Origin of the sequence: Psychrobium sp. 1_MG-2023 (assembly GCF_030689115.1) — a bacterium.
In the GTDB taxonomy this organism is placed as follows: domain Bacteria; phylum Pseudomonadota; class Gammaproteobacteria; order Enterobacterales; family Psychrobiaceae; genus Psychrobium.
This window is the reverse complement of record NZ_JAUYVJ010000003.1, coordinates 1-24,532: the sequence shown is the minus strand read 5'-3', so window position 1 is coordinate 24,532 and position 24,532 is coordinate 1. Positions and strand designations below refer to the sequence as shown.

General features: G+C 41.7%; 20 protein-coding genes. 18 read left to right on the top strand and 2 right to left on the bottom strand.

The genetic code is table 11. The features are described 5' to 3' along the window. Positions 1 to 133 precede the first annotated feature (133 nt). The 9 genes from Q8W26_RS02140 (at position 134) to fusA (ending at position 10,271) form a co-directional block, all read left to right on the top strand. Complete coding sequence (locus Q8W26_RS02140; protein WP_101214607.1) at positions 134 to 919, top strand: DUF3450 domain-containing protein; 786 nt, start codon at positions 134 to 136, stop codon at positions 917 to 919. After that, on the top strand, positions 919 to 2,265 hold the full coding sequence (locus tag Q8W26_RS02135) for a MotA/TolQ/ExbB proton channel family protein (protein WP_305472087.1): 1,347 nt from the start codon (positions 919 to 921) through the stop codon (positions 2,263 to 2,265). The genes Q8W26_RS02140 and Q8W26_RS02135 overlap by 1 nt, the downstream gene beginning before the upstream one ends. After that, on the top strand, positions 2,265 to 2,792 hold the full coding sequence (locus Q8W26_RS02130; RefSeq protein WP_370694251.1) for a MotA/TolQ/ExbB proton channel family protein: 528 nt from the start codon (positions 2,265 to 2,267) through the stop codon (positions 2,790 to 2,792). The genes Q8W26_RS02135 and Q8W26_RS02130 overlap by 1 nt, the downstream gene beginning before the upstream one ends. Before the next feature lie 14 nt (positions 2,793 to 2,806). Continuing rightward, positions 2,807 to 3,208, top strand: coding sequence for a biopolymer transporter ExbD (locus tag Q8W26_RS02125; RefSeq protein WP_101214609.1), 402 nt, complete (start codon positions 2,807 to 2,809; stop codon positions 3,206 to 3,208). A 1-nt stretch (position 3,209) separates the two neighbouring features. Further along, a complete protein-coding gene (locus Q8W26_RS02120) occupies positions 3,210 to 3,830 on the top strand; it encodes an energy transducer TonB (protein ID WP_305472085.1) in 621 nt (206 codons plus the stop codon). Then, positions 3,831 to 5,090 (top strand): lipopolysaccharide assembly protein LapB, encoded by a 1,260-nt coding sequence (locus tag Q8W26_RS02115; RefSeq protein WP_101214611.1) that lies wholly within the window; start codon positions 3,831 to 3,833, stop codon positions 5,088 to 5,090. 93 nt (positions 5,091 to 5,183) lie between these two features. Continuing rightward, positions 5,184 to 7,013, top strand: a complete 1,830-nt coding sequence (locus Q8W26_RS02110; protein ID WP_305472082.1) for a DUF885 family protein — start codon at positions 5,184 to 5,186, stop codon at positions 7,011 to 7,013. Positions 7,014 to 7,016: 3 nt separating this feature from the next. After that, a complete protein-coding gene (gene dusC, locus Q8W26_RS02105; RefSeq protein WP_305472080.1) occupies positions 7,017 to 7,961 on the top strand; it encodes a tRNA dihydrouridine(16) synthase DusC in 945 nt (314 codons plus the stop codon). 222 nt (positions 7,962 to 8,183) lie between these two features. Next, positions 8,184 to 10,271, top strand: coding sequence for an elongation factor G (gene fusA, locus Q8W26_RS02100; RefSeq protein ID WP_101214614.1), 2,088 nt, complete (start codon positions 8,184 to 8,186; stop codon positions 10,269 to 10,271). A gap of 1,034 nt (positions 10,272 to 11,305) precedes the next feature. On the opposite strand, the gene Q8W26_RS02095 is transcribed toward fusA, so the two are convergent. Continuing rightward, positions 11,306 to 12,304 (bottom strand): GlxA family transcriptional regulator, encoded by a 999-nt coding sequence (locus tag Q8W26_RS02095; RefSeq protein ID WP_305472077.1) that lies wholly within the window; start codon positions 12,302 to 12,304, stop codon positions 11,306 to 11,308. 294 nt (positions 12,305 to 12,598) lie between these two features. Between Q8W26_RS02095 and Q8W26_RS02090 the strand changes: the two genes are divergently transcribed. After that, on the top strand, positions 12,599 to 13,039 hold the full coding sequence (locus Q8W26_RS02090) for an MAPEG family protein (RefSeq protein WP_305472075.1): 441 nt from the start codon (positions 12,599 to 12,601) through the stop codon (positions 13,037 to 13,039). A gap of 109 nt (positions 13,040 to 13,148) precedes the next feature. On the opposite strand, the gene gltA is transcribed toward Q8W26_RS02090, so the two are convergent. After that, complete coding sequence (gltA, locus tag Q8W26_RS02085) at positions 13,149 to 14,432, bottom strand: citrate synthase (protein WP_101214617.1); 1,284 nt, start codon at positions 14,430 to 14,432, stop codon at positions 13,149 to 13,151. Positions 14,433 to 14,914: 482 nt separating this feature from the next. On the opposite strand from gltA, the gene sdhC reads away from it, so the two are divergent. The 8 genes from sdhC to sucD form a co-directional block, all read left to right on the top strand. After that, complete coding sequence (gene sdhC / locus Q8W26_RS02080) at positions 14,915 to 15,301, top strand: succinate dehydrogenase cytochrome b556 subunit (protein ID WP_101214618.1); 387 nt, start codon at positions 14,915 to 14,917, stop codon at positions 15,299 to 15,301. Then, positions 15,295 to 15,639: a succinate dehydrogenase, hydrophobic membrane anchor protein gene (gene sdhD, locus Q8W26_RS02075; protein WP_101214619.1), complete on the top strand. Its 345-nt coding sequence runs from the start codon at positions 15,295 to 15,297 to the stop codon at positions 15,637 to 15,639. Before sdhC ends, sdhD begins: the two co-directional genes overlap by 7 nt. 1 nt (position 15,640) lies before the next feature. Next, a complete protein-coding gene (gene sdhA / locus Q8W26_RS02070) occupies positions 15,641 to 17,407 on the top strand; it encodes a succinate dehydrogenase flavoprotein subunit (RefSeq protein WP_101214620.1) in 1,767 nt (588 codons plus the stop codon). Positions 17,408 to 17,417: 10 nt separating this feature from the next. After that, a complete protein-coding gene (locus Q8W26_RS02065; RefSeq protein ID WP_101214621.1) occupies positions 17,418 to 18,128 on the top strand; it encodes a succinate dehydrogenase iron-sulfur subunit in 711 nt (236 codons plus the stop codon). A 206-nt stretch (positions 18,129 to 18,334) separates the two neighbouring features. Beyond that, positions 18,335 to 21,148, top strand: a complete 2,814-nt coding sequence (sucA, locus tag Q8W26_RS02060) for a 2-oxoglutarate dehydrogenase E1 component (RefSeq protein ID WP_101214622.1) — start codon at positions 18,335 to 18,337, stop codon at positions 21,146 to 21,148. Between the two features lie 19 nt (positions 21,149 to 21,167). Continuing rightward, on the top strand, positions 21,168 to 22,355 hold the full coding sequence (odhB, locus tag Q8W26_RS02055) for a 2-oxoglutarate dehydrogenase complex dihydrolipoyllysine-residue succinyltransferase (protein ID WP_305472069.1): 1,188 nt from the start codon (positions 21,168 to 21,170) through the stop codon (positions 22,353 to 22,355). A gap of 145 nt (positions 22,356 to 22,500) precedes the next feature. Then, positions 22,501 to 23,667, top strand: a complete 1,167-nt coding sequence (gene sucC / locus Q8W26_RS02050; protein ID WP_101214624.1) for an ADP-forming succinate--CoA ligase subunit beta — start codon at positions 22,501 to 22,503, stop codon at positions 23,665 to 23,667. Next, the coding region (gene sucD, locus Q8W26_RS02045) for a succinate--CoA ligase subunit alpha (RefSeq protein ID WP_305472066.1) at positions 23,667 to 24,532 on the top strand (866 nt) is incomplete at its 3' end. The genes sucC and sucD, both read left to right, overlap by 1 nt.

Sequence of the window (24,532 nt, the reverse complement as noted above, 5' to 3'; positions counted from 1 at the left end):
GCCTCTCTTTTGTGGTGCAAAATACAATTAATATAAATATTAAATCGAAAGACGTTCTGTGAGTGCGCTAATCATTTGTAAGATTTATGAGCAGTCACTTCAGCAGTTTCCACAATAAATTTGGTTAGGAACTATGTCCAAGTTAAGTAAAAAAAATAAAATCGCTATGGCAATAGCGGGAGCCGTTGCTCTAACAACAACTTTCACGGCATCTGCCAATACTGAAGTTAAGAAGCTTCAGGCTGCAGATACTGCCATTCAAAAGGCTGCAGAGAAGTCACAAGAAAAAGTGAACAAACTGTACGATCAGGCGCAAAACTTAGTTTTTGATTACCGCCAAGTTATCGATGATACTGACAACTTACGTTCATACAATGATTACGTAGCTACATTGGTTGCTGACCAAGAAGCTAAAATCGCTGGTGTTCAAGCTGACATCGATAGCATTGATAAGACTCGTCAAGGTCTTGTGCCACTAATGTTCAAAATGATTGATACAATTGAAGAGTTCGTTTCACTTGATCTACCATTTGAGAAGAAAGAACGTGCTGACCGTATCGCTTTCCTTAAGGAAATGATGGTTGATTCAAACGTTTCGACTGCTGAAAAATACCGTAAAGTATTAGAAGCATACCAAATCGAAATGGATTCAGGTCGTACTTCTCAGGTATATCAAGGAAAAGAAAGTATTGGTGGTGTTGAGTTAACCGTTGATGTTCTTCAAGTTGGTCGTGTAACACTAGTTGCTCAAACACTTGATTCAAAACGCTCTTGGGTTTGGAACAAAGAAGCTAAAGGTTGGGATGAGTTAGGTGAAGAATGGCGTCGTCCAATTCGTAACTCTATCGATATCGTTCGTAAAGATAAATCTCCAGATCTAATTAAACTTCCGGTACCAGCTGTAGGGAGCGCTAAATAATGAAAAAGTTATTTAAAGGTTTAGCTATTGCTTCAATTGCAATGACAGCGACTTTCGCACAAGCGGCAGACTCTTCTGCTACTTTAAGCCAACTGTTAGAAAAAATTAAGCAAGAACGTGTTTCTGAAGCTCGCATTGATAAGAAGCGTGAAGCTGAATTCCGTTCAGAGCGTGCTGACAAGCAAGCGTTATTACGTAAAGCGAAAGCTCAACGTGAAGCTGAAAAAGCACGTGGTAAAATGCTTCTTGAAAAGCATGCTGCAAACGAGCGCCGCATGTCACAACTTGAAGCTGACCTAGACGCTGCACAAGGCGATTTAAAAGAAGCATTCGGTGTTGTACGTGGTGTTGCTGGTGATGCTACTGGTATCGTTGCTGCATCTATCATTTCTGCTGAATTCCCAGGTCGTGCTGAAGAGTTAGCAGCAATTGGTGCACTTAAAGGTTTACCAAGCTTAAAAGAATTAGAGAACTTATGGTTCGCACTTCAAACAGAAATGACTGAATCTGCTAAAATCTCTACTTTTACTACACAAGTATCAAGCGTTGAAGGTCAAACTTCAGAGCGTACTGTAACGCGTGTTGGTTCATTCAACTTATTAGATAGTGATAAGTACCTAGTTTACCGTGATGACGGTGTTGCTGAGCTTGCTCGTCAACCTGACGCACGTAACGTAAGCTCAATTGCTCCTTACCTATCTGCTTCTTCTGGTTACACAGCTCTTTACGTTGACCCTAGCCGTGGTGGTCTATTAAGCCTACTTACTGGTCAAGCAACACTTGAAGAGAAATACCACCAAGGTGAGACTGTTGGTTACATCATCACAGCAGTATTAATCTTAGGTCTATTAATTGCTCTTGAGCGTATCGTTACTCTAACGCTATTAAGCGGTAAAGTTCGTGCACAGCTTAAGAACCCTAATACTCCTACTGATAACCCACTAGGTCGTATCCTTAAAGTTTACCATTCAGCTAAAGGTACTGATGTTGAAACATTAGAACTTAAGCTTGATGAAGCAATCCTGAAAGAAGTTCCTCGTCTAGAACGTGGTATCTCAATCATTAAAGTACTTGCTGCAATTGCACCGATGTTAGGTCTATTAGGTACAGTTACAGGTATGATTGGTACGTTCCAAGCGATTACTTTATTCGGTACTGGTGACCCTAAAATGATGGCTGGCGGTATCTCTACTGCACTTGTAACTACGGTTCTAGGTCTAGTAGCTGCATTACCTCTAATGCTTGTACATGCTGTTGTTTCTGGTCGTTCTAAATCACTTCTACACGTTCTTGAAGAGCAAAGCGCTGGTCTTATCGCTGAGCACGCCGAGAAGGAGTCTAAGTAATGATTTATTACCTGATGGGCCTTTGGGAATCTATCAGGGACTTCATGGCCACGGGTGGCGATGTATTATTGCTAGTAGCAATTACATTGTTCCTAATGTGGAGCTTGATGCTTGAGCGTTATATGTACTTACGAGTCGTATTTCCAAAAGAGCGCAAGCGTATTATTGAAGCTTGGCATGCCCGAGAAGATACAACTTCTTGGTATGCACAGCGGATCCGTGAGGCCTGGATTTCCCAAGCCAATGAAAAATTAACACAGCGGATGATTATCATCAAAACGCTAGTAGCAATCTGTCCTATGATCGGGTTGTTAGGTACTGTAACCGGTATGATTAGCGTATTTGAAGTCATGGCTACTGTTGGTACCTCTAACGCCCGTTTAATGGCTGGTGGTATCTCGATGGCTACAATGCCTACTATGGCTGGTATGGTTGCCGCACTTTCTGGCGTATTCTTTAGTGCACGTTTAGCTGGACAGCTAAAAGTTGCTAAAGAGACACTAGTTGACAGTATGCCACATCATTAGAGAGAGAATTATTTATGGCACGTAGACGATTTCATGAAGATGAAGAAGCTGAAGTAGACATGACCCCGATGCTTGACATCGTATTCATCATGCTGATCTTCTTTATCGTAACAACTTCGTTTGTAAAAGAGTCTGGTTTTGATGTTAATAAGCCTAAAGCTCAACAAGCGAGTAAGAAAAAATCTGCCAATATCTTTATTGCAATTGATGGTGCAGGCCGAGTTCACATGGAAAAACGCGTTGTTGATATTAAACGTGTTCGTGCGAACGTTGAGCGTATGCTTGCGGAGGCACCTGAAGCTGCTGTTATGATCCAAGCTGACATCGACACTAAACATGGTGTTGTTGTTAAAGTAATGGATCAGGTTAAAGCGGCAGGTATCGATAAACTTATGGTTGCAGCTGAGGAAGAATAATATGATAAGAGCATTGGTCGCCTTAATACTTGGTGCCGTTGTTACTTTCGCATTATTCGCATTTATGGCCTTTTTGGTAAGCTTTGGTGGTGAAAGACTTCAGAAGTCTGAGAAAACACCACCATTGGTTATAAATCCAGAAAAGCAGGAAAGTAAAACGCAGCAAAAAGCTAGATTTAAACCTAAACCACCACCGCCGCCTGATCAGCCGCCACCACCTGCGGAAGTTCAGCCGGACACTAACGATGCCGACACGGGTATGTCTTTTGACTTACAAGGTGTTGATGTTGGTGGTGTATCGTCGTCAATGGACGGCCCAGGTGCTGGTATGGCGCAAGACGGTGATGCAACGCCTATCGTTCGAATTGAACCACGTTACCCGATTAAAGCGGCGCGTGATGGTAAAGAAGGGTACGTAGTACTAAGCTTTACTATCAATGAGATTGGTGGTGTTGAAGATGTGAAAGTTATCGAAGCTCAGCCTAAACGCTTATTCGATAAAGAAGCACGTCGCGCACTGAAACGCTGGAAATACAAGCCTAAGATGGTTGATGGTAAAGCAGAAAAAATGCTTAACCAAACTGTACGCTTAGACTTCTCTTTAGACAAACAGGGGAAATAGATGATGAAACACTCAAATAAATTCGCTGCGGTTCTATTGAGCACTGTTATTGGCTTTTCTGCTTTAACAACAACGTCAGTAGTGGAAGCTGCTGAAAAAAAACGTAAGACTTACACGCTTTCTGAGCGTGTAGGTAAAAAAGTTGGCACCATCTATGATTTGTATTCTTCGGATCAAATTGATGAAGCGATCAAACTTGCGTTAGAGTTAAAGCCGAAAAAACCATACGACAAAGCGTATATTAATAAGTTCTTAGGTAGTATGTATGCTGGTAAGCAAGGTAAAGGTAAGGAGGCGATTAAGTATTTAAAAGCCTCTGTAGAAGCCGATATCTTAAGTACAAATGAGCATGCTAGTGCTATTCGTACTGTTGCCGATTTACAATTGCAAGAAAAAGAGTTCAATGGCGCCATCAAGTATTACAAGATGTGGATGGAGTTTACTGGAAAACAAGATCCTGCAATTTGGGTACGAATTGGTAACGCTTATACTCAATTAAAACAGTATGCTAAGACTATTGGTCCTGCCGATAAAGCGATTGCTTTATACAAAGAACCGAATAAAAACCCTTACTTACTGAAATTGGGTGCTTATTATGAGCTTAAACAGCCTGCTAAAGCGATTGGTGTATTAGAAACATTAGTTGAAACGTTCCCTGAAGAGCCAAAATTCTGGGGTCAATTAGGTCAGTTTTATATGCTTAATGAGCAATATGAAAAGGCCCTTGCGACAATGCACATTGCCTACATTAATGGTTATTTAACCAAAGGTAGTCAAATTCGTGTGTTAGCTCAATTATATGCTAATAATAACATTCCACATCGCGCAGCCAAAGTATTAGAGAAGCATATTAAATCCGGTGAAATCGACCGTGATGAAAAAATGCTAAAAGTCGTTGCTGGTTCTTGGCATCAAGCTAAAGATATCAAAAAAGCGATTAAATACTATGGTGAAGCAGCAGCAATTGCTCAAAATGGTGAGTTATACTACAAGCAAGGTCTGTTAGCCTTTGAACTAGAAGATCATAAAGGTGCAATCAAAGCGCTTAAATTAGCATTGAAAGATGAGAGTTTAAGACAGCCAGATAATGCATTATTTACGATGGCACAAGCACACTTCTACAATAAACAGTACAAGTCTGCTTATGCGAAGATGGTTCAAGCCTCTCAAGGCAAATCAAAGTCTGTAGCTAAAAATGCTAAGATTTGGATTAACTACATCAAAGATACAGCGAAGCGTAAAAAAGTAGCTTATCGTTAAGCCACTTTCTTATAACACTCTGTTATACTAAAGCCCCGCCTAGAGCGGGGCTTTTTTTTGCCATTCTATTTTCAATTCGATGTGAGCACTGTTATGAACAAAAAATTATTAGTAAGCCTCTTATTTCCACTGGCTTTGATGGGCTGTGATGATGGCTTTAAAGCAGTGCAAAAGCACCAAGTAAAAGAAATGGTTAAAACATCGACTGATGAAAATGTTAACTTTACTACGCTTGCAGACCAACTATTTGAAGAGCAATTGCAACTTTATCCAATGGCTGCTGTATATAGCGGTGATTACCGTTATAACGATTTATTTGTTGATAACCTTAGCGATGACTTTTTAAAGAAAACACACAATCTAAATGTGAAGTATACGGCATACCTAAACAGTATTGAGCGTGATAAATTGAGTGCAGAGCGAAAGATTAGTTATGACATTTTGCAACGTGAACTAGAGCGAGCGCTCGATGAAGAATCATTTCCTGGGCGTTTTATTCCTTTTACTCAGTTTTCTTCATTAATGAGTACGATGGCCCAACTTGGTTCAGGCCAAGGGGCACAGCCATTTGAAAGTGTCGAAAACTATCAACAGTTTTTGCGCCGTTTAACCGGTTATCTTGCTTGGTTTGATAGTGCAAAAGCGCGTCTAAGCCAAGGCGCAAATAGTAAGGTTGTGTTGCCTCGGGTGTTAGTTAACCGTATCTTACCACAGCTTGAAGCACAGATTGTTGATGACGTGACTCAGAGCACCTTCTATCAACCGATTAACAATATGCCCGAATCATTTAGTGCGGAAGATAAAGCTGAGATTACAAAACAATATCAAACATTCATTAATACTCAACTTATCCCAGCTTACCAAGATCTTTATCAGTTTATTGAGGAAGAATACTTGCCTCACACTCGCGCAACTGCGGGTTACTCTTCCTTGCCAAGCGGTTTGCCTTGGTATCAGTTTTTGGCTAATGGCCATACAACGACTGACATGCCAGTCGAAGATATTCATCAGTTAGGGCTATCAGAAGTAAAACGTATTTTAACCGAGATGGATAAAGTGCGTCAGCAAGTTCAGTTTGATGGTGATCTTAAAGAATTCTTTGAACATTTAAGTAGTGAACCTCAATTTTTCTTCAGTGAAAAACAGCAGCTGATAGAAGGTTACAATCTATATAAGGAACGTATTGATGCCGTGTTGCCTCAGTATTTTGATGTGACACCCAAAACACCTTACGTAGTTAAAGCCGTTGAAGCATTTCGCGAGCAAAGTGCAGCAGGCGCATCATATAGCCCGGGCAATCCTGATGGCAGTCGTCCAGGAACGTTTTATGTTAATACCTATAACCTTAAAGCTCAGCCTAAGTGGGGGATGATGACTTTGTCTTTACATGAGGCAGCTCCTGGACACCATTTCCAAATTTCGATACAACAAGAGCTAGAGGGACTCCCAAAGTTTCAACGCTTTGGAATGCAAACGGCTTTCATCGAGGGATGGGCATTATATTCTGAGCAGTTAGGGATTGAGATGGGCTTATTTGACGACCCGTACCAACTTTTTGGTAAGTTAGCCGATGAAATGCTGCGCGCTATGCGTCTAGTTGTTGATACGGGTTTACATGCCAAGGGCTGGAGCCGTGCCCAAGCAATACAATACATGTTAGATAATTCTGCGATGGCAAAATCAGATGTTGTTTCTGAAGTCGAACGCTACATGGCACTACCTGGTCAAGCGCTCTCTTATAAAATAGGCCAGCTTAAAATTATGCAACTGCGCCAATACGCTCAGGAACAATTAGGTGAACAGTTTGACATTAAGCAGTTCCATAACCAAGTGTTGTTAGATGGTGCATTACCCTTAGCTATTCTTGAGAATAAGATTAACGACTGGGTTCAACAGACTAAACAGGCACGGCAGGCTAATTAAACAATGAGATTAACTTTAGCACCGCTAGAGGGGGTCATTGACCACCTTGTTCGCGATATGTTAACCGAGCTTGGGGGATTTGATTTATGTATCACCGAGTTTTTACGTATCTCTGATGCGCTAATGCCGGAACGTAGTTTTTACAAACTGTGCCCTGAACTGCATAACAACGGTTATACGCCGGCAGGTGTGCCCGTACGCTTGCAGTTGTTAGGACAGTGCCCAGATTTACTCAGTGAGAATGCAAATCGTGCTATCGAACTAGGCAGTCATGGGATTGACTTAAACTTAGGTTGTCCGAGTAAAACCGTCAATAAGCATCGTGGCGGTGCGGTGTTACTTAAAGAGCCTGAGCGTATCTATCATCTAACTAAAACAATGCGTGAAAACATCGCAAGTGATCATATCTTTTCAGTGAAAATACGTTTAGGTTGGGATGACCCTATCGCCGTTCATGAAATTAGTGATGCGATAGTACAAGCGGGGGTAAGTGAATTAACCATTCATGCCCGCACAAAAGTGGACGGCTATAAGAGTGATGCAATTAAATGGCCTGCGATTACGCCTATTCAAGCAAAGCAAGCGATTAAAATTATTGCCAATGGTGAGATTTGGAGCCGTCAAGATGCACTCAATTGCCAAGCGGTTACTGGCTGTGATGATTTAATGATTGGCCGAGGTGCATTGGCTATGCCTAATTTGGCCGCTGTTATTAAAGGTCAACAGGAACCGATGGACTATCAGCAGTTACTCGCATTGTTAGCCAAATACTCTCACTTTGAGATTGATGGTGACAAAGGGAAATATTACGCCAACAGAATCAAGCAATGGTTAAACTACCTGCGTCGTCAATACCCAGAGGCAAAAGCGTTATTTAGCCAAGTACGAACTCTACACAAAACGGACGATATTCTTGCAATAATTGAAAATCAATTATCAGCTGCCTAATATTACAACGGAAAATAAGTGATTTAACGCACTAATTTTCCGTTCCCTTTCCTCTTCTATTGTTTTTTTTGGACTAGCAGTTCCCATCCATGCGACATTCCCTTATAATGTCGCGTCACTAAAAGAACCCCTATGGGAATGACAGGACGAAAACGGCGCTAAGCCCTTGGTATACCGTCGTTCCTCATAAATTTTTGAATAAAACTTTAATAGAGTAAAACAATGGCAGATTTATCAAAATACAGAAATATTGGTATCTTCGCTCACGTTGATGCTGGTAAAACAACAACAACTGAACGTATCTTGAAGCTTACCGGTCAAATTCACAAAACTGGTGAAGTACATGACGGTGAGTCAACAACTGACTTCATGGAACAGGAAGCTGAGCGCGGTATTACTATCCAGTCTGCTGCTGTTACTTGTTTCTGGAAAGATCATCGTTTCAACGTAATCGATACTCCAGGACACGTTGACTTCACAGTTGAAGTATACCGTTCTCTTAAAGTACTAGACGGTGGTGTTGGTGTATTCTGTGGTTCTGGTGGTGTTGAGCCACAATCAGAAACTAACTGGCGTTACGCTAACGAATCTGAAGTAGCACGTCTTATCTTCGTAAACAAATTAGACCGTTTAGGTGCTGATTTCTACCGTGTTGTTAAGCAAACACAAGACGTACTAGCTGCTAACCCACTAGTAATGGTTCTTCCAATCGGTACTGAAGATGAGTTCGTTGGTGTTGTTGATCTTCTAACTCGTAAAGCATGGGTTTGGGATGATTCTGGTCTTCCAGAAAACTACGAAATCCAAGATGTTCCTGCAGACATGGTTGACAAAGTTGAAGAATACCGTGAACTGTTAATCGAAACTGCTGTTGAGCAAGACGATGACCTAATGGAAGCGTACATGGAAGGTGAAGAGCCTTCTATCGAAGACATCAAACGTTGTATTCGTAAAGGTACTCGTACAATGGACTTCTTCCCTACGTACTGTGGTTCAGCATTTAAAAACAAAGGTGTTCAATTAGTACTTGACGCTGTTGTTGATTACTTACCAAGCCCTACTGAAGTTGACCCACAACCGTTAACTGATGAAGAAGGTGAAGCAACGGGTAACTTTGCACTAGTTTCTCCAGAAGAAACTTTCAAAGCGTTAGCATTTAAAATCTCTGATGACCGTTTCGGTGCTCTAACTTTCGTTCGTATCTACTCAGGTACTCTTAAGAAAGGTGATACGATTCTTAATGCTGCTACAGGTAAAACTGAGCGTATTGGTCGTATGTGTGAAATGCAAGCTGATGATCGTAACGAATTAACTAGCGCACAAGCGGGTGATATCATCGCTATCGTTGGTATGAAGTCAAACGTTCAAACAGGTCACACATTATGTGATCCTAAAGATCCTATCATCTTAGAAGCAATGGTATTCCCTGAGCCAGTAATCTCTATCTCTGTTAAGCCTAAAGATAAAGGTTCTACTGAGAAAATGGGTATCGCTATCGGTAAAATGGTTGCTGAAGATCCAACATTCCGTGTTGAAACTGACGAAGATTCAGGTGAAACAATCCTATCTGGTATGGGTGAGCTTCACTTAGATATCAAAGTAGATATCCTACGTCGTACATACGGTGTTGAGCTAGAAGTTGGTCAACCACAAGTTGCTTACCGTGAAACTATCACGCAGCCAATCGAAGATTCTTACACGCATAAGAAACAATCTGGTGGTTCTGGTCAGTTCGGTAAAATCGATTACCGCATCAAGCCAGGTGAGCCGGGTACAGGTTTCGTATTCAACTCTTCTGTTGTTGGTGGTAACGTACCTAAAGAATTCTTCCCTGCTGTTGAGAAAGGTTTTGCCTCAATGATGGACGAAGGTGTTCTAGCTGGCTTCCCAGTATTAGACGTTGAAGTTGAATTATACGATGGTGCATTCCACGCAGTTGATTCATCTGCAGTAGCATTTGAAATCGCAGCAAAAGGCGCATTCCGTCAATCGATTCCAAAAGCTGGCGCACAGTTAATCGAACCAATCATGCACGTTGACGTATTCACTCCAGATGATCACGTTGGTGATGTTATCGGTGACTTAAACCGTCGTCGTGGTATGATCAAAGACCAAATGGCTGGCGCAACTGGCGTTCGCATCAAAGGTGACGTTCCTCTATCTGAAATGTTCGGTTACATCGGTTCACTACGTACAATGACTTCAGGCCGTGGTCAGTTCTCTATGGAGTTCTCACACTACATGCCTTGTCCGCAAAACGTTGCAGACCAAGTAATTGCTGACGTTAAAGCAGAAAAAGCTAAGAAGTAATCTAACTTAGATTGCAATTAACTTTTTAAAAGCCCCGCTAGGTAACCTAGCGGGGCTTTTTGTTTTTTAAACAACCGTCATTGTGCAAAGCCCGACGGTGTCAGCCCTGCCTATTTATAACCGTAGCCTAAATGTTAATCATAAAACGAGATCCTGAATAAAACACTTTCAGGACGACGATATGTGGTATTACTAAAGGCTTCTTTGCGGTATCTTTTAGCTGGCATCTGTGAGTTAATCATAAAGCGAGATCCTGAATAAAAACACTTTCAGGACGACGATATGTGGTATTACTAAAGGCTTCTTTGCGGTATCTCTTAGCTGGCATCTGTGAGTTAATCATAAAGCGAGATCCTGAATAAAACACTTTCAGGATGACGATATGTGGTATTGCTAAAGGCGTCTTAGCGCCACCTTGTAGCTGGCATCTATATGTTAATCATAAAACGAGATCCTGAATTAAACACTTTCAGGACGACGATAAGTGGTATTACAAAAGGCGTCTTTGCGGTATCTCTTAGTTGGCATCTGTGAGTTAATCATAAAGCGAGCTCCTGAATAACACACTTTTAGGACGACGATAAGTGGTATTACTAAAGGCTTCTTAGCGCCACCTTTTAGCTGGCATCTGTGAGTTAATCATAAAGCAAGATCCTGAATAACACACTTTCAGGACGACGAAATGTAGTATTACTAAAGGCATCTTAGCGCCACCTTTTAGCTGGCATCTATATGTTAATCATAAAGCGAGACCCTGAATAAAAACACTTTCAGGACGACGATATGTGGTATTGCTAAAGGCGTCTTAGCGCCACCTTGTAGTTGGCATCTATGTGTTAATCATAAAGCGAGATCCTGAAAAAACACTTTTAGGACGACGATATGTGGTATTGCCAAAGGCGTCTTTGCGGTATCTTTTAGCTGGCATCTGTGAGTTAATCATAAAACGAGATCCTGAAAAAACACTTTCAGGACGACGATATGCGGTATTGCCAAAGGCGTCTTTGCGGCATGTTTTTAGCCGGAATCCCTGCTTAAAAATATTCAGCAGTACTAAAACTACGGCGGTATGCTTGAGGTGATAAGCTGACCTGTTTTGTAAATGCACGTCTAAATGCACTAATATCATCATATCCGACTTGTGTAGTTATTTGCTCTAAGCTCTGGTTAGTGTTTTCTAATAGTTGCTTTGCTTTATCTATCCGTAAGCGTTGTAAATAACTCGCTGGAGTTACTTTAACAGCACTTTTAAAGCGGCGAATAAAGGTTCTAATACTTAATCCGCAGTAATTGGCCATATCTTCCACGCTAAGGGGCCTGTTTAAGTGTCTTGTCAGCCAATGCTGACAATCGGCTATCTCTTTGTCCTTGTGTCTCAGCGTATGCTGTAGGCTCATATATGGAAGCTGAGATGAGCGGTTCTGGTCAACTAACATGATCCGTGATAGCTGAGCAGTAATTTGGTGATTGGTATAACGCTCAATGAGCTCCATACAGAGCGTTGTATAGGCGGTGGTGGCCCCAGTTGTCCAAATGTTGTCATTTTTAACGACTAATTGATCCATAATTAAGTCTACTTGAGGAAAACGCTGTTTGAAAATGTCGCTTAGCCACCAACTTGTCGTGCACTTCATTCCGTCGAGTAGTCCAGCTTGTGCAAGAAAAAAGCTCCCAGTACAAAAAGTACAAATCAACGTATCACTAGTAAAAGCTTCTTTTAGCACTGGAATAAATTGGCTTAATTGAGTGTGGTGATGTTTTAAACTTAAATCCTTATCATCATGATAACCACCAATTAAAATAATGTCGGCACGATGCAATGACGATAGTGCTAGGGTAGGGCTAAAGGTTAATCCTGATGAGCTAATTACATCTTGATCAGACACAGAAACTAACTCCACATTAAATAAGTTAAATGTATCTGTGGCACTGTAATAACGGTGCACTGAATTGCATATATTAAAGAGATCCATCGGGCCTGTAATGCTTGAGGCCATGCAATGGTCAAAAATAATAATCGCGACTGTTTTCATATGTCTCCTTATGTTGTCACTTAAGGCACTTAATGTGTCATTTTTGCCACTTTATCTCAGTTGGTGTCGGAGTACAATAGTGACCGTTCAAGGTGAGGACAGTAAAAAGGGGAAAGAACATGGGACATATTAAGGAATTAACTGGGATTACTTTGCTAATAGTGAACCTAATGGCAATCGGCTACCTAAGCCTATCTAATGATTTATCAATCGCAAGTCAGGTGATTGTTTTACCTTGGCTATTGATTCAATCATTAATATTTGTATTAGTATTTAAGAGGGAGAGGAAATAGGATGAAATCAAGTCAAACAGTGTATGCAATGGATGCATTAATCTATCCAGTGATAGCGTTATTGTGCTTAATATTACTAGTGCTGCTACTTACCGTTACGAGAAGAGTGAGAGGAGCGAAGCGTAAAGCTGTGCCTGTTAAAGTCTTTAGAACCATGCAGATGACTAATGTCGATGAATATTATGTCACCCCAGGAAATAACTTTAATAACCTCATGCAGTTGCCATTATTGTTCATCCTATTTGTACTGTTTTGTATCGTGACGAATGAAATCGATATGTTCTATGTTGTCGCGAGTTGGCTATTTGTCGCAAGTCGTTATATTCATTCTCTGATACATATCACGGTCAATAATGTTTTGTGGCGAGTAGTCAGTTATGCCGTTGGTACGGTAGTGTTATTTATCTGTTGGTTTAGGTTACTTTTTAGTTTAACCAATTAAATAATAAATAATAAATAATAAATAATAAATAATAAAAAAAGCCCGCTGAAAACTTTCAGCGGGCTTTTAGTTTCTATACATATTTAGTTGTAACAACTAATGTATGGAATTATTTTTCGTGTGGCGTAAAGTCACGTGCTGCTTCACCAGTGTAAAGCTGACGAGGACGACCAATTTTGTGTCCTGGTTGGCTTAACATTTCGTTCCAGTGAGATACCCAACCAACTGTACGTGATAATGCGAAGATTACCGTGAACATTGAAGTAGGGATTCCCATTGCTTTCATGATGATACCTGAGTAGAAATCTACATTAGGGTATAATTTCTTCTCAACAAAGTATGGGTCTTCTAGTGCGATGCGCTCAAGTTCCATTGCTACGTCTAACAGCGGATCTTTAACGTTTAATTCGTCTAGTACTTCGTGACACGTTTCACGCATTACTGTAGCACGTGGATCGTGGTTTTTGTAAACACGGTGACCAAAGCCCATTAGGCGGAATGGGTCTTCTTTGTCTTTTGCTTTAGCAACATACTCTTCGATGCGATCAACACTACCGATTTCTTCTAACATGTTTAGACATGCTTCGTTAGCACCACCGTGAGCAGGGCCCCAAAGAGACGCGATACCCGCAGCGATACAAGCGAATGGGTTAGCACCTGATGAACCCGCTAAACGTACAGTTGACGTAGAAGCATTTTGCTCGTGATCTGCGTGAAGCGTGAAGATACGGTCCATTGCACGTGAAAGAGTTGGGCTTACTTTGTATTCTTCTGTAGGTACAGAGAACATCATATGTAAGAAGTTTTCAGCGTAGTTTAGGTCATTGCGTGGGTAAACAAATGGTTGACCGATGCTGTATTTGTAGCTCATAGCTGCCAAAGTAGGCATCTTAGAGATTAAACGGAATGCAGCGATTTCACGGTGACGTGGGTTAGCTACATCCATTGCATCATGGTAGAACGACGATAACGCACCAACAACACCACACAGGATTGCCATTGGGTGAGCATCGCGACGGAAGCCTTTGAAGAAGTGTACTAACTGATCGTGAACCATGGTGTGGTTTTTAACGATGTGTACAAATTCTTCGTATTGAGTTTTAGTAGGGGCTTCACCGTATAATAGAATGTAACAAACTTCTAAGTAATCAGCGTTTTTCGCTAATTGGTCGATTGGGTAGCCGCGGTGTAATAAGATGCCTTTCGCACCATCGATGTAAGTGATTTCAGACTCACAAGATGCTGTAGCCATGAAACCAGGATCGAAAGTGAAATGTCCTGTTCCGCCAAGCTTGCTGATATCGATTACATCGTGTCCAGCGGTACCTGAGCTGATTGGTAGTTCAATCAGGTCCTGGCCGTCAACCTGTAGGGTGGCGTGACGCTGTGTCATACGATTTGCTCCTCTTTTATTTTTAAAGTTTTATATTACTTCTATGCACAATTTATTCAGCATAGATAAATAATTGCCCGTATTTAACCTAATAATTGCATAACTTGTCAATTTAAATGGCCGTTTTAACCGAATAATGCTGTTTTAATGCACATCTTATGCTTAATTATTGTGCTTCGCGTGTTCGGGCTAATACATTCAGTCAATTTTGTCTATATTGAGTGTTTAAAAAGTCTATAAAAAGACTGACAAATAACAATAACTTTTAGGTTATTTAGACCACTAGGTTAATTGTATTTGTGCATGAGTCCCAGTATACTTTTGTCGGATTTATTGGGGAGTTAAGATTTGACACAATCCGATAAGATCCAAAGGAGAGGAGGATAGATTATTAACGGGTGTTAATAATTGAATTTTTTCTTGTCGAAGTCCGAGAGGCTTCCTCTTTTATAACAATAATGGGCTTCAATAAGTAGAGCTAAGTGAGCACAATCGTGAAAAAGCAAAGACCTGTAAATCTAGACTTACAGACCGTTAGCTTTCCATTAACTGCAATCGCATCTATCTTACACCGTATTAGTGGCGTCATCATGTTCGTCGCAACGGGTATTTTAATGTGGTTCCTGGCTGAATCATTATCAGGACCTGTTGGTTTTGCAAATGTACAGGAGTTAATGGGTAGTTTTCTGGCTAAGTTCATTTTCTGGGGAATCCTAACGGCATTGGCCTATCACCTTGTAGTAGGTGTGCGTCATATTGTCATGGACATGGGATACGGCGAAGAATTAGACCAAGCGACAGCATCAGCGAAATTTACAATGATTGCATCTGGTGTACTATCGTTTTTAGCAGGAGTTTGGGTATGGTAAATAATGCAGCAACATTAGGACGCAGTGGCGTTCATGATTTCATTATCATCCGTGTAGCCGGTATTAATCTAGCATTATACGCTATTTTCTTATTAGGCTTTTTCCTAACAAACGATGTTAATTACCTTTCTTGGAAATCTTTATTTTCAAATCTAGGTATGCAGGTATTTACTATTATCACCTTATTGTCATTACTAGCTCACGTGTGGATTGGTATGTGGCAGGTGTTAACAGACTACGTAAAACCTGTAGGTCTTCGTTTCATTCTTCAGTTGGCATTAAACGCAGCAGCATTCAGCTACGTTATCGCTGGCCTAGTTATTCTATGGAGAGTCTAAGGTGAGTATTCCTGTTTTAGAATTTGATGCAGTAGTAATTGGTGCCGGTGGTGCTGGTATGCGTGCTGCATTACAGATCTCACAAGAAGGTAAAACTTGTGCATTGATCTCAAAAGTTTTTCCTACTCGTTCACATACCGTATCTGCGCAAGGTGGTATCACCGTTGCTCTAGGTAACAGCCATGAAGATAACTGGCACTGGCACATGTACGATACTGTTAAAGGTTCTGATTTTATCGGTGACCAAGACGCTATCGAATATATGTGTGAAGCGGGTCCTGAAGCTATTATCGAACTAGAGAACATGGGTTTACCTTTCTCTCGCTTTGAAAACGGCAAAATTTATCAACGTCCTTTTGGTGGTCAATCAAAAGAGTTTGGTGGCGAGCAAGCAGCACGTACTGCGGCCGCAGCTGACCGTACTGGTCACGCGTTATTACACCTGCTTTACCAACAGAACGTTAAAAACAAAACCAATGTATTCAGTGAATGGTATGCCCTAGACCTCGTTAAAAATGACGAAGGTACAGTTGTTGGTTGTACTGCAATGAACATTGAAACTGGTGAAGTTGTTTACTTCAAATCTCGTGCAACAGTATTAGCTACTGGTGGTGCGGGTCGTATCTATGCATCAACAACGAATGCTCACATCAATACTGGTGACGGCGTTGGTATGGCAATCCGTGCGGGTTGTTCAATGCAGGATATGGAAATGTGGCAATTCCACCCGACAGGTATCGCAGGCGCTGGTGTTCTAGTGACTGAAGGTTGTCGTGGTGAGGGTGGTTACCTACTGAACAAAGACGGTGAACGTTTCATGGAACGTTACGCACCTAACGCAAAAGATTTAGCATCTCGTGACGTTGTTGCTCGTTCGATGATGAATGAAATCCGTGAAGGTCGTGGTTTAGATGGTCCTTTAGGTCCACACTGTTTATTAAAACTTGATCACTTAGGAAAAGAAACGCTTGAGTCACGCCTTCCAGGTGTTTGTGACTTATCTCGTACTTTTGCTCACACTGATCCAGCTGATGCGCCGATTCCAGTATTACCAACATGTCACTACATGATGGGTGGTGTTATGGCTAACATTCACGGTCAAGCGTTAACACGTGGTGAAGACGGTGAAGACAAAATTGTTGAAGGTTTATTCGCTGTTGGTGAAATTGCTTGTGTATCTGTACATGGCGCAAACCGCTTAGGTGGTAACTCACTACTTGATTTAGTGGTATTTGGTCGTTCTGCTGGTAAATACTTAGGTGAATACCTAAATAACGATTTATCACACAAAGATGCTTCTGAAGCAGACATTGATGCAGCACTAGCGCGTCTGAACCGTTGGGAAAATAACAAAGACGGCGAAGACCCTGTACAAATCAAGAAAGATATGCAGCTTTGTATGCAGCTTAACTTCTCTGTATTCCGTGAAGGTAAAGCGATGGCTGAAGGCCTAGCTGAGCTTAAGAAGATTCGTGAGCGTCTACAAAACGCTAAGCTGTCTGATAACTCTGCTGAGTTCAACACGCAACGTATCGAATGTTTAGAATTAGATAACTTAATGGAAACAGCTTACGCAACTGCAATGGCTGCTAACTTCCGTGAAGAATCTCGTGGAGCTCACTCTCGTGAAGATTTCCCTGAGCGTGATGATGACAACTGGCTATGCCACAGTGTTTATCACCCAGAGTCTGGAACGATGACTAAGCGTGAAGTTAACTTCTCGCCTAAGACACGTGAAGCATTCCCACCTAAAGCTCGTACATACTAAGGAGAGAGTGATGAAAAAAGTATTCTCAATTTATCGCTACAATCCTGATGTTGATGCGAAGCCGTACATGAAGGATTATACGTTAGAGTTAGAAGATGGCTCTGATATCATGGTTCTTGATGCACTTATCTTGTTAAAAGAACAAGATCCAACATTATCATTCCGTCGTTCATGTCGTGAAGGTGTATGTGGTAGTGATGGCGTAAACATGAATGGTAAAAATGGCCTTGCATGTATTACTCCGTTATCTCACTTACAAGGTGAAAAAATCGTATTACGTCCATTACCTGGTCTACCGGTAATTCGTGACTTAATCATCGATATGAGCCAGTTCTACACGCAGTACGAAAAGATTAAGCCTTACCTAATTAACGATGGTAAAGAGCAACCAGCACGTGAGCATCTACAGTCAATTGAAGAACGTGACAAGTTAGATGGTTTATACGAATGTATTTTATGTGCATGTTGTTCAACGGCTTGTCCATCATTCTGGTGGAATCCAGATAAGTTTATTGGCCCATCTGGTCTGTTACACGCTTACCGATTCTTAATCGATAGCCGTGATACAGCGACTGATGAGCGTTTAAGCGAGTTGGATGACGCATTTAGTGTATTCCGTTGTCACGGAATCATGAACTGTGTTAGCGTTTGTCCGAAAGGATTAAATCCAACAAAAGCCATTGGTCACATCAAGTCTATGTTGTTAAACAGAGCTGTTTAATATGGACCTTGACCTAGGGTTAATAAAAAAATAAGAATCTAAATAGCCATACTCTCATTGGAGGGTTGGCTATTTTTACGTTAGGAACATTTAAAATTTTTGATTAAATTTGGCTTTAATGATAACAATTCTCGATTGGGTTTTGTGTTTTAAAGCATTGTGACTAGATTTATTGTAGCGTTTGGCTAATTTAAAAAGGGCAAAAAATGCATGAAGGCATAATGAAGGCGTGGTTAGAATCATCACACCTAGCAGGTGCTAATGCTGGCTATATAGAAGACTTGTATGAAGCATACCTTGAAGATGCGACATTAGTTTCTGATGAGTGGAGAGCTGTATTTGAACAGTTACCACGCGCAGAAAGCGATGCAGCTGAAGAAGTGAATCATACAAAAATCCGCGATTATTTTCGCCGAGCTGCCAAAGAATTACGTGGTGGCGGTGCCAGCGAGATAGACCCGCAGACTGCTTCTAAGCAAGTAAAAGTACTGCAAATGATCAACGCCTACCGCTTTCGCGGTCATCAACACGCTAACCTAGATCCATTAGGGTTATGGCAGCGTGAGAAAGTGGCGGAGTTAAATCCAGCTTTTCACACTTTAGATAAAGACGACATGGAGACTGAGTTTAATGTCGGTTCTTTTGCTGTAGGCAAAGAATCTCTTAAGCTTAAAGACTTACATGCTGCTTTAGAAAAGACTTACTGTGGTAGTGTTGGTGCAGAATATATGCACATCACTGATACAGAAGAGAAGCGTTGGATTCAGCAGCAACTTGAGTCAGCTCAAAGTTCACCGTCTTACTCTAAAGATGAAAAACTACGTTTATTATCAGGATTAACTGCTGCTGAAGGTATTGAAAAATACATTGGTGCAAAATTCCCTGGTGCAAAACGCTTTTCATTGGAAGGTGGTGGTGCGTTAATTCCTATGCTTCGCGAAGTACTTTATCGCGCAGGTGAACACGGTTCGAAAGAAATCGTTTTAGGGATGGCGCATCGTGGTCGACTTAATGTATTAGTCAATCTGCTCGGTAAAAAACCGTCAGAATTATTTGATGAGTTTGCTGGTAATCATGATGAAGTTCATGGTTCGGGTGATGTTAAATACCACCAAGGTTTCTCATCAGACTTTGAAACGCCAAGTGGTGCGCTTCACGTAGCAATGGCCTTTAACCCGTCTCATCTGGAAATCGTAAATCCAGTGGTTATTGGTTCTGTTCGTGCACGTCAAGACCGTCTTAACTGTAAAGATGGTGGCTTAGTTATGCCAATCACTATTCATGGTGATAGTGCAATTGCGGGTCAAGGCGTTGTGCAAGAAACATTTAATATGTCTCAAGCACGTGCATTTAAGGTTGGTGGTACAATTCGTATCGTTGTAAATAACCAAGTTGGTTTTACAACAAACAACCCAGAAGATACACGTTCTACCATGTACTGTACTGATATCGCTAAGATGGTACAGGCACCGATTTTCCACGTGAATGGTGATGATCCAGAAGCCGTTGCTTTTGTTTCTCGTATTGCCGTTGATTATCGAAACAAATTTAAACGTGATGTTGTAATTGATTTAGTATGTTATCGCCGTCATGGTCATAACGAAGCGGACGAGCCGAATGCGACTCAACCGTTGATGTATCAAAAAATCAAACGTCATCCAACCCCACGTAAGATTTATGCTGATAAGTTACTCAGTGCGAATGTTTTAGAGCAAGCTGACTTATCAAGTATGATCAATGATTACCGTGACCGCTTAGATCATGGTGACTGTGTGGTTGATGAGTGGCGTCCAATGACATTACACTCAACTGATTGGTCTCCTTATATCGGTCATGATTGGGATATTAGCTATGATGCAACACTGCCGCTGGAAACAGTGAAAGCGTTGGGTCACAAAATGTGTGAATTCCCAGAAGCACATAAATTGCATTCACGTGTTGCTAAAATCTATAACGATCGTGTCACGATGGCCAATGGTGAAAAACCTGTTGATTGGGGTTTCGCTGAAAATCTAGCTTATGCAACGATTCTTGATGAGGGTGCGAATGTTCGTATTATCGGTCAAGATAGTGGACGTGGAACCTTCTTCCATCGTCACGCTGTGCTACATAACCAAGAAGATGCTAGTACTTACGTGCCATTGAAGAATTTATCTGAAGAACAAGGTAAGTTCCGTCTGTTTGATTCTGTGTTATCTGAAAACTCAGTCGTTGCATTCGAATATGGTTATACAACAGCAGAGCCTGCGGGTCTAAACATTTGGGAAGCTCAGTTTGGTGATTTCGCTAACTGTGCCCAAGTTGTTTTCGATCAGTTCATTTCATCTGGTGAGCAAAAGTGGGGCCGTTTATGTGGCTTAACTATGTTGTTACCACATGGTTATGAAGGGCAAGGCCCAGAGCATTCATCTGCTCGTTTAGAGCGTTTCTTACAGCTGTGTGCTGATCACAATATGCAAGTTGTTATACCATCGACGCCTGCGCAAATTTATCACATGCTGCGTCGCCAAGTGGTTCGTCCTATGCGTCGTCCGTTAGTGGTAATGACACCTAAATCATTGTTACGTCATCCGTTATGTACATCATCGCTAGAAGAATTAGCGAGCGGTACATTCCAAAACGTAATCGGTGAAATAGATGACATCGACTCAAGCAAAGTGAAACGTGTTGTATTTTGTAGCGGTAAAGTTTATTACGAGCTATTACAACAACGTCGCGACAGCGGACAAGATGATATTGCGATTATTCGTATTGAGCAGTTATACCCATTCCCGCATGAAGAAGTGACTAACTTATTAGCACAATATGCTCATGTAACTGATTTTGTATGGTGTCAAGAAGAGCCGCAAAACCAAGGCGCTTGGTACTGTTCACAACACCATTTCTGGAATGCAATTCCAAATGGTGCTTCGCTGACCTATGCTGGCCGTGAAGCGTCTGCTGCACCTGCTTGTGGTTACCCAGCAATGCACAAACAACAACAAGAAGCGTTAGTAAACGCTGCGTTGACGATTAAATAAATTATTAAGGGAAAAGTCGATGAGTGTCGAAATTAAAGTTCCTGTATTACCAGAGTCAGTTGCTGACGCTGGTGTTGCTACATGGCACGTAAGTGTTGGTCAAAGTGTTTCTCGTGATGAGAACCTAGTTGACATTGAAACTGATAAAGTGGTTTTAGAAGTTCCTTCGCCAGTTGATGGTGTGATTGTTGAAATCCGTGAAGAAGAAGGCGCAACGGTTCTTGGTGAGCAAGTCATTGCAATCATCAAAGAAGGTGCAGTTGCAGGCCAAGAAGTTTCTAAAGAAGAAGCTGCTCCGGCACCTGCTGCTGAAGCTGCTCCAGCTGAAGAAGAATCTTCTGATGCGTTAAGCCCATCAGTTCGTCGCCTACTTTCAGAGCATAACTTAAACAGCGATAACATCAAAGGTACTGGTGTTGGTGGTCGTTTAACTAAAGAAGATGTTGAAAAGCACATTCAAAGTGCTGGCGCTGCGGCTCCAGTTGCTGCGGCTCCTGCATTAGGTGCACGTGATCAAAAACGTGTTCCAATGACTCGTTTACGTAAAACTATTGCTAACCGTCTGCTACAAGCAACAAACGAAACAGCAATGCTAACGACGTTCAACGAAATCAACATGAAGCCAATCATGGATTTACGTAAGCAATACAAAGATGTATTTGAAGAGCGTCATGGTTGTCGTCTAGGCTTTATGTCTTTCTACGTGAAAGCGGTAACTGAAGCATTAAAACGCTTCCCAGAAATCAACGCGTCTATCGACGGTGATGATATCGTTTATCACAACTTCTTCGATGTGAGCATTGCGGTTTCTACACCACGCGGTCTGGTAACACCAGTATTACGTGATACTGACCAAATGAGCATGGCAGACATCGAAAAGAAAATTCGTGAATTGGCTATTAAAGGCCGTGATGGTAAACTAAGCGTCGACGAAATGACTGGCGGTAACTTCACAGTAACCAACGGTGGCGTATTCGGTTCACTTATCTCTACACCAATCATCAACTTACCACAAAGCGCTATCTTAGGAATGCACAAAATCCAAGATCGCCCAATGGCTGTTGACGGTAAAGTAGAAATCTTACCGATGATGTATCTAGCCTTATCATACGATCACCGTATCGTTGATGGTAAAGGTTCTGTTGGCTTCCTAGTAACAATTAAAGAGTTATTAGAAGATCCAACTCGTCTACTACTTGATGTATAATCTCAAGCCATAGACATTTTGGCATGCTGCAAAGGCAGCATGCCGATTGAAAAGCATTAAAATTGGCCCTTGTTATAGGTGCTATTTGGTTGTCGCTAAACGTAGAACGACAACTGTATTTTAACTAACGTGACGGAAAATCATCATGAATTTGCATGAGTATCAAGCGAAACAATTATTCGCAGAATATGGTTTACCAGTATCTGAAGGGTTCGCATGTGATACCCCTCAAGAAGCTGCTGAAGCTGCTGACAAGATCGGCGGAGATATGTGGGTTGTTAAAACTCAAGTACACGCCGGTGGCCGTGGTAAAGCTGGCGGTGTTAAGCTAGTAAAAACAAAAGAAGAAATCAAAGACTTTGCACAACACTGGTTAGGCAAAAACTTAGTTACTTATCAAACAGATGAAAATGGTCAGCCAGTTGCTAAAATTTTAGTAGAAAGCTGTACAGACATCGCTAACGAGTTATACCTTGGCGCTGTTGTAGACCGTGGTACACGTAAAGTGGTATTCATGGCATCTACTGAAGGTGGTGTTGAAATCGAAACTGTTGCTGAAGAGACTCCTGAGTTAATTCACAAAGCAGAAATCGATCCACTAGTAGGCCCACAAGCTTACCAAGCACGTGAGTTAGGTTTCAAATTAGGTTTAAACCCTACTCAAATGAAACAGTTCGTTAAGATCTTCATGGGTCTAGCTAACATGTTTAACGATCATGATTTCGCTCTATTAGAAATCAACCCGCTAGTAATCACAGACGAAGGTAACCTTCACTGTCTAGACGGCAAGATCGGTATAGATGGTAACGCACTTTACCGTCAACCAAAAATCCGTGAAATGCACGATCCTTCACAAGAAGACGAGCGTGAAGCTCACGCTGCACAATGGGAACTAAACTACGTTGCATTAGACGGTAACGTTGGTTGTATGGTTAACGGTGCTGGCCTAGCAATGGGTACGATGGATATCGTAAACCTACACGGTGGCAAGCCAGCTAACTTCCTAGATGTTGGCGGCGGCGCGACTAAAGAACGTGTTTCTGAAGCATTCAAAATCATCCTATCTGACGACAACGTTAAAGCTGTTCTAGTTAACATCTTTGGCGGTATCGTACGTTGTGACATGATTGCTGAAGGTATCATCGGCGCAGTTAAAGAAGTTGGCGTTGAAGTTCCTGTTGTTGTACGTCTTGAAGGTACAAATGCTGAAGCGGGTCGTGAAGTATTGAAAAACTCTGATGTTGCTGTAATCGCTGCTGAATCACTAACTGACGCAGCACTTAAAGTTGTTGCTGCTGCGGAGGGCAAATAATGTCTGTATTAATTAACAAAGATACCAAAGTAATCTGTCAAGGTTTCACTGGTGGTCAAGGTACTTTCCACTCAGAGCAAGCGCTTGAGTACGGAACTCAAATGGTTGGTGGCGTAAGCCCAGGCAAGGGTGGTCAAACTCACCTAGGTCTTCCAGTATTTAACACAGTTCGTGAAGCTGTAGAAGCAACTGGCGCAACAGCTACAGTTATCTACGTACCAGCTCCTTTCTGTAAAGATGCTATCTTAGAAGCAATCGATGCTGGCATCGAGCTTATCGTAACTATCACTGAAGGTATCCCAACTTTAGACATGGTTGACGTTAAAGTTAAGCTTGAGCAAACTGGCGTTCGTATGATTGGTCCTAACTGTCCAGGTGTTATCACTCCTGGCGAAACTAAGATTGGTATCATGCCTGGTCACATTCACTTACCTGGTAAAGTAGGTATCGTATCTCGTTCTGGTACGCTTACTTATGAAGCAGTTAAGCAAACAACTGATGCTGGCTTCGGTCAATCTACTTGTGTAGGTATCGGTGGTGACCCAATCCCAGGTACTAACTTCATCGACGTTTTAGAAATGTTCCAAAACGACGACCAAACTGAAGCAATCGTAATGATTGGTGAAATTGGTGGTACTGCTGAAGAAGAAGCGGCTGAGTACATCAAAGCAAACGTTACTAAACCTGTTGTCTCTTACATTGCTGGTGTTACTGCACCAGAAGGTAAGCGTATGGGTCACGCTGGCGCAATCATCGCTGGCGGTAAAGGTACTGCTGATGAGAAATTCGCTGCTCTAGAAGCTGCAGGCGTTAAGACTGTACGTTCACTAGCTGACATCGGTGTTGCACTTAAAGAAAAGACTGG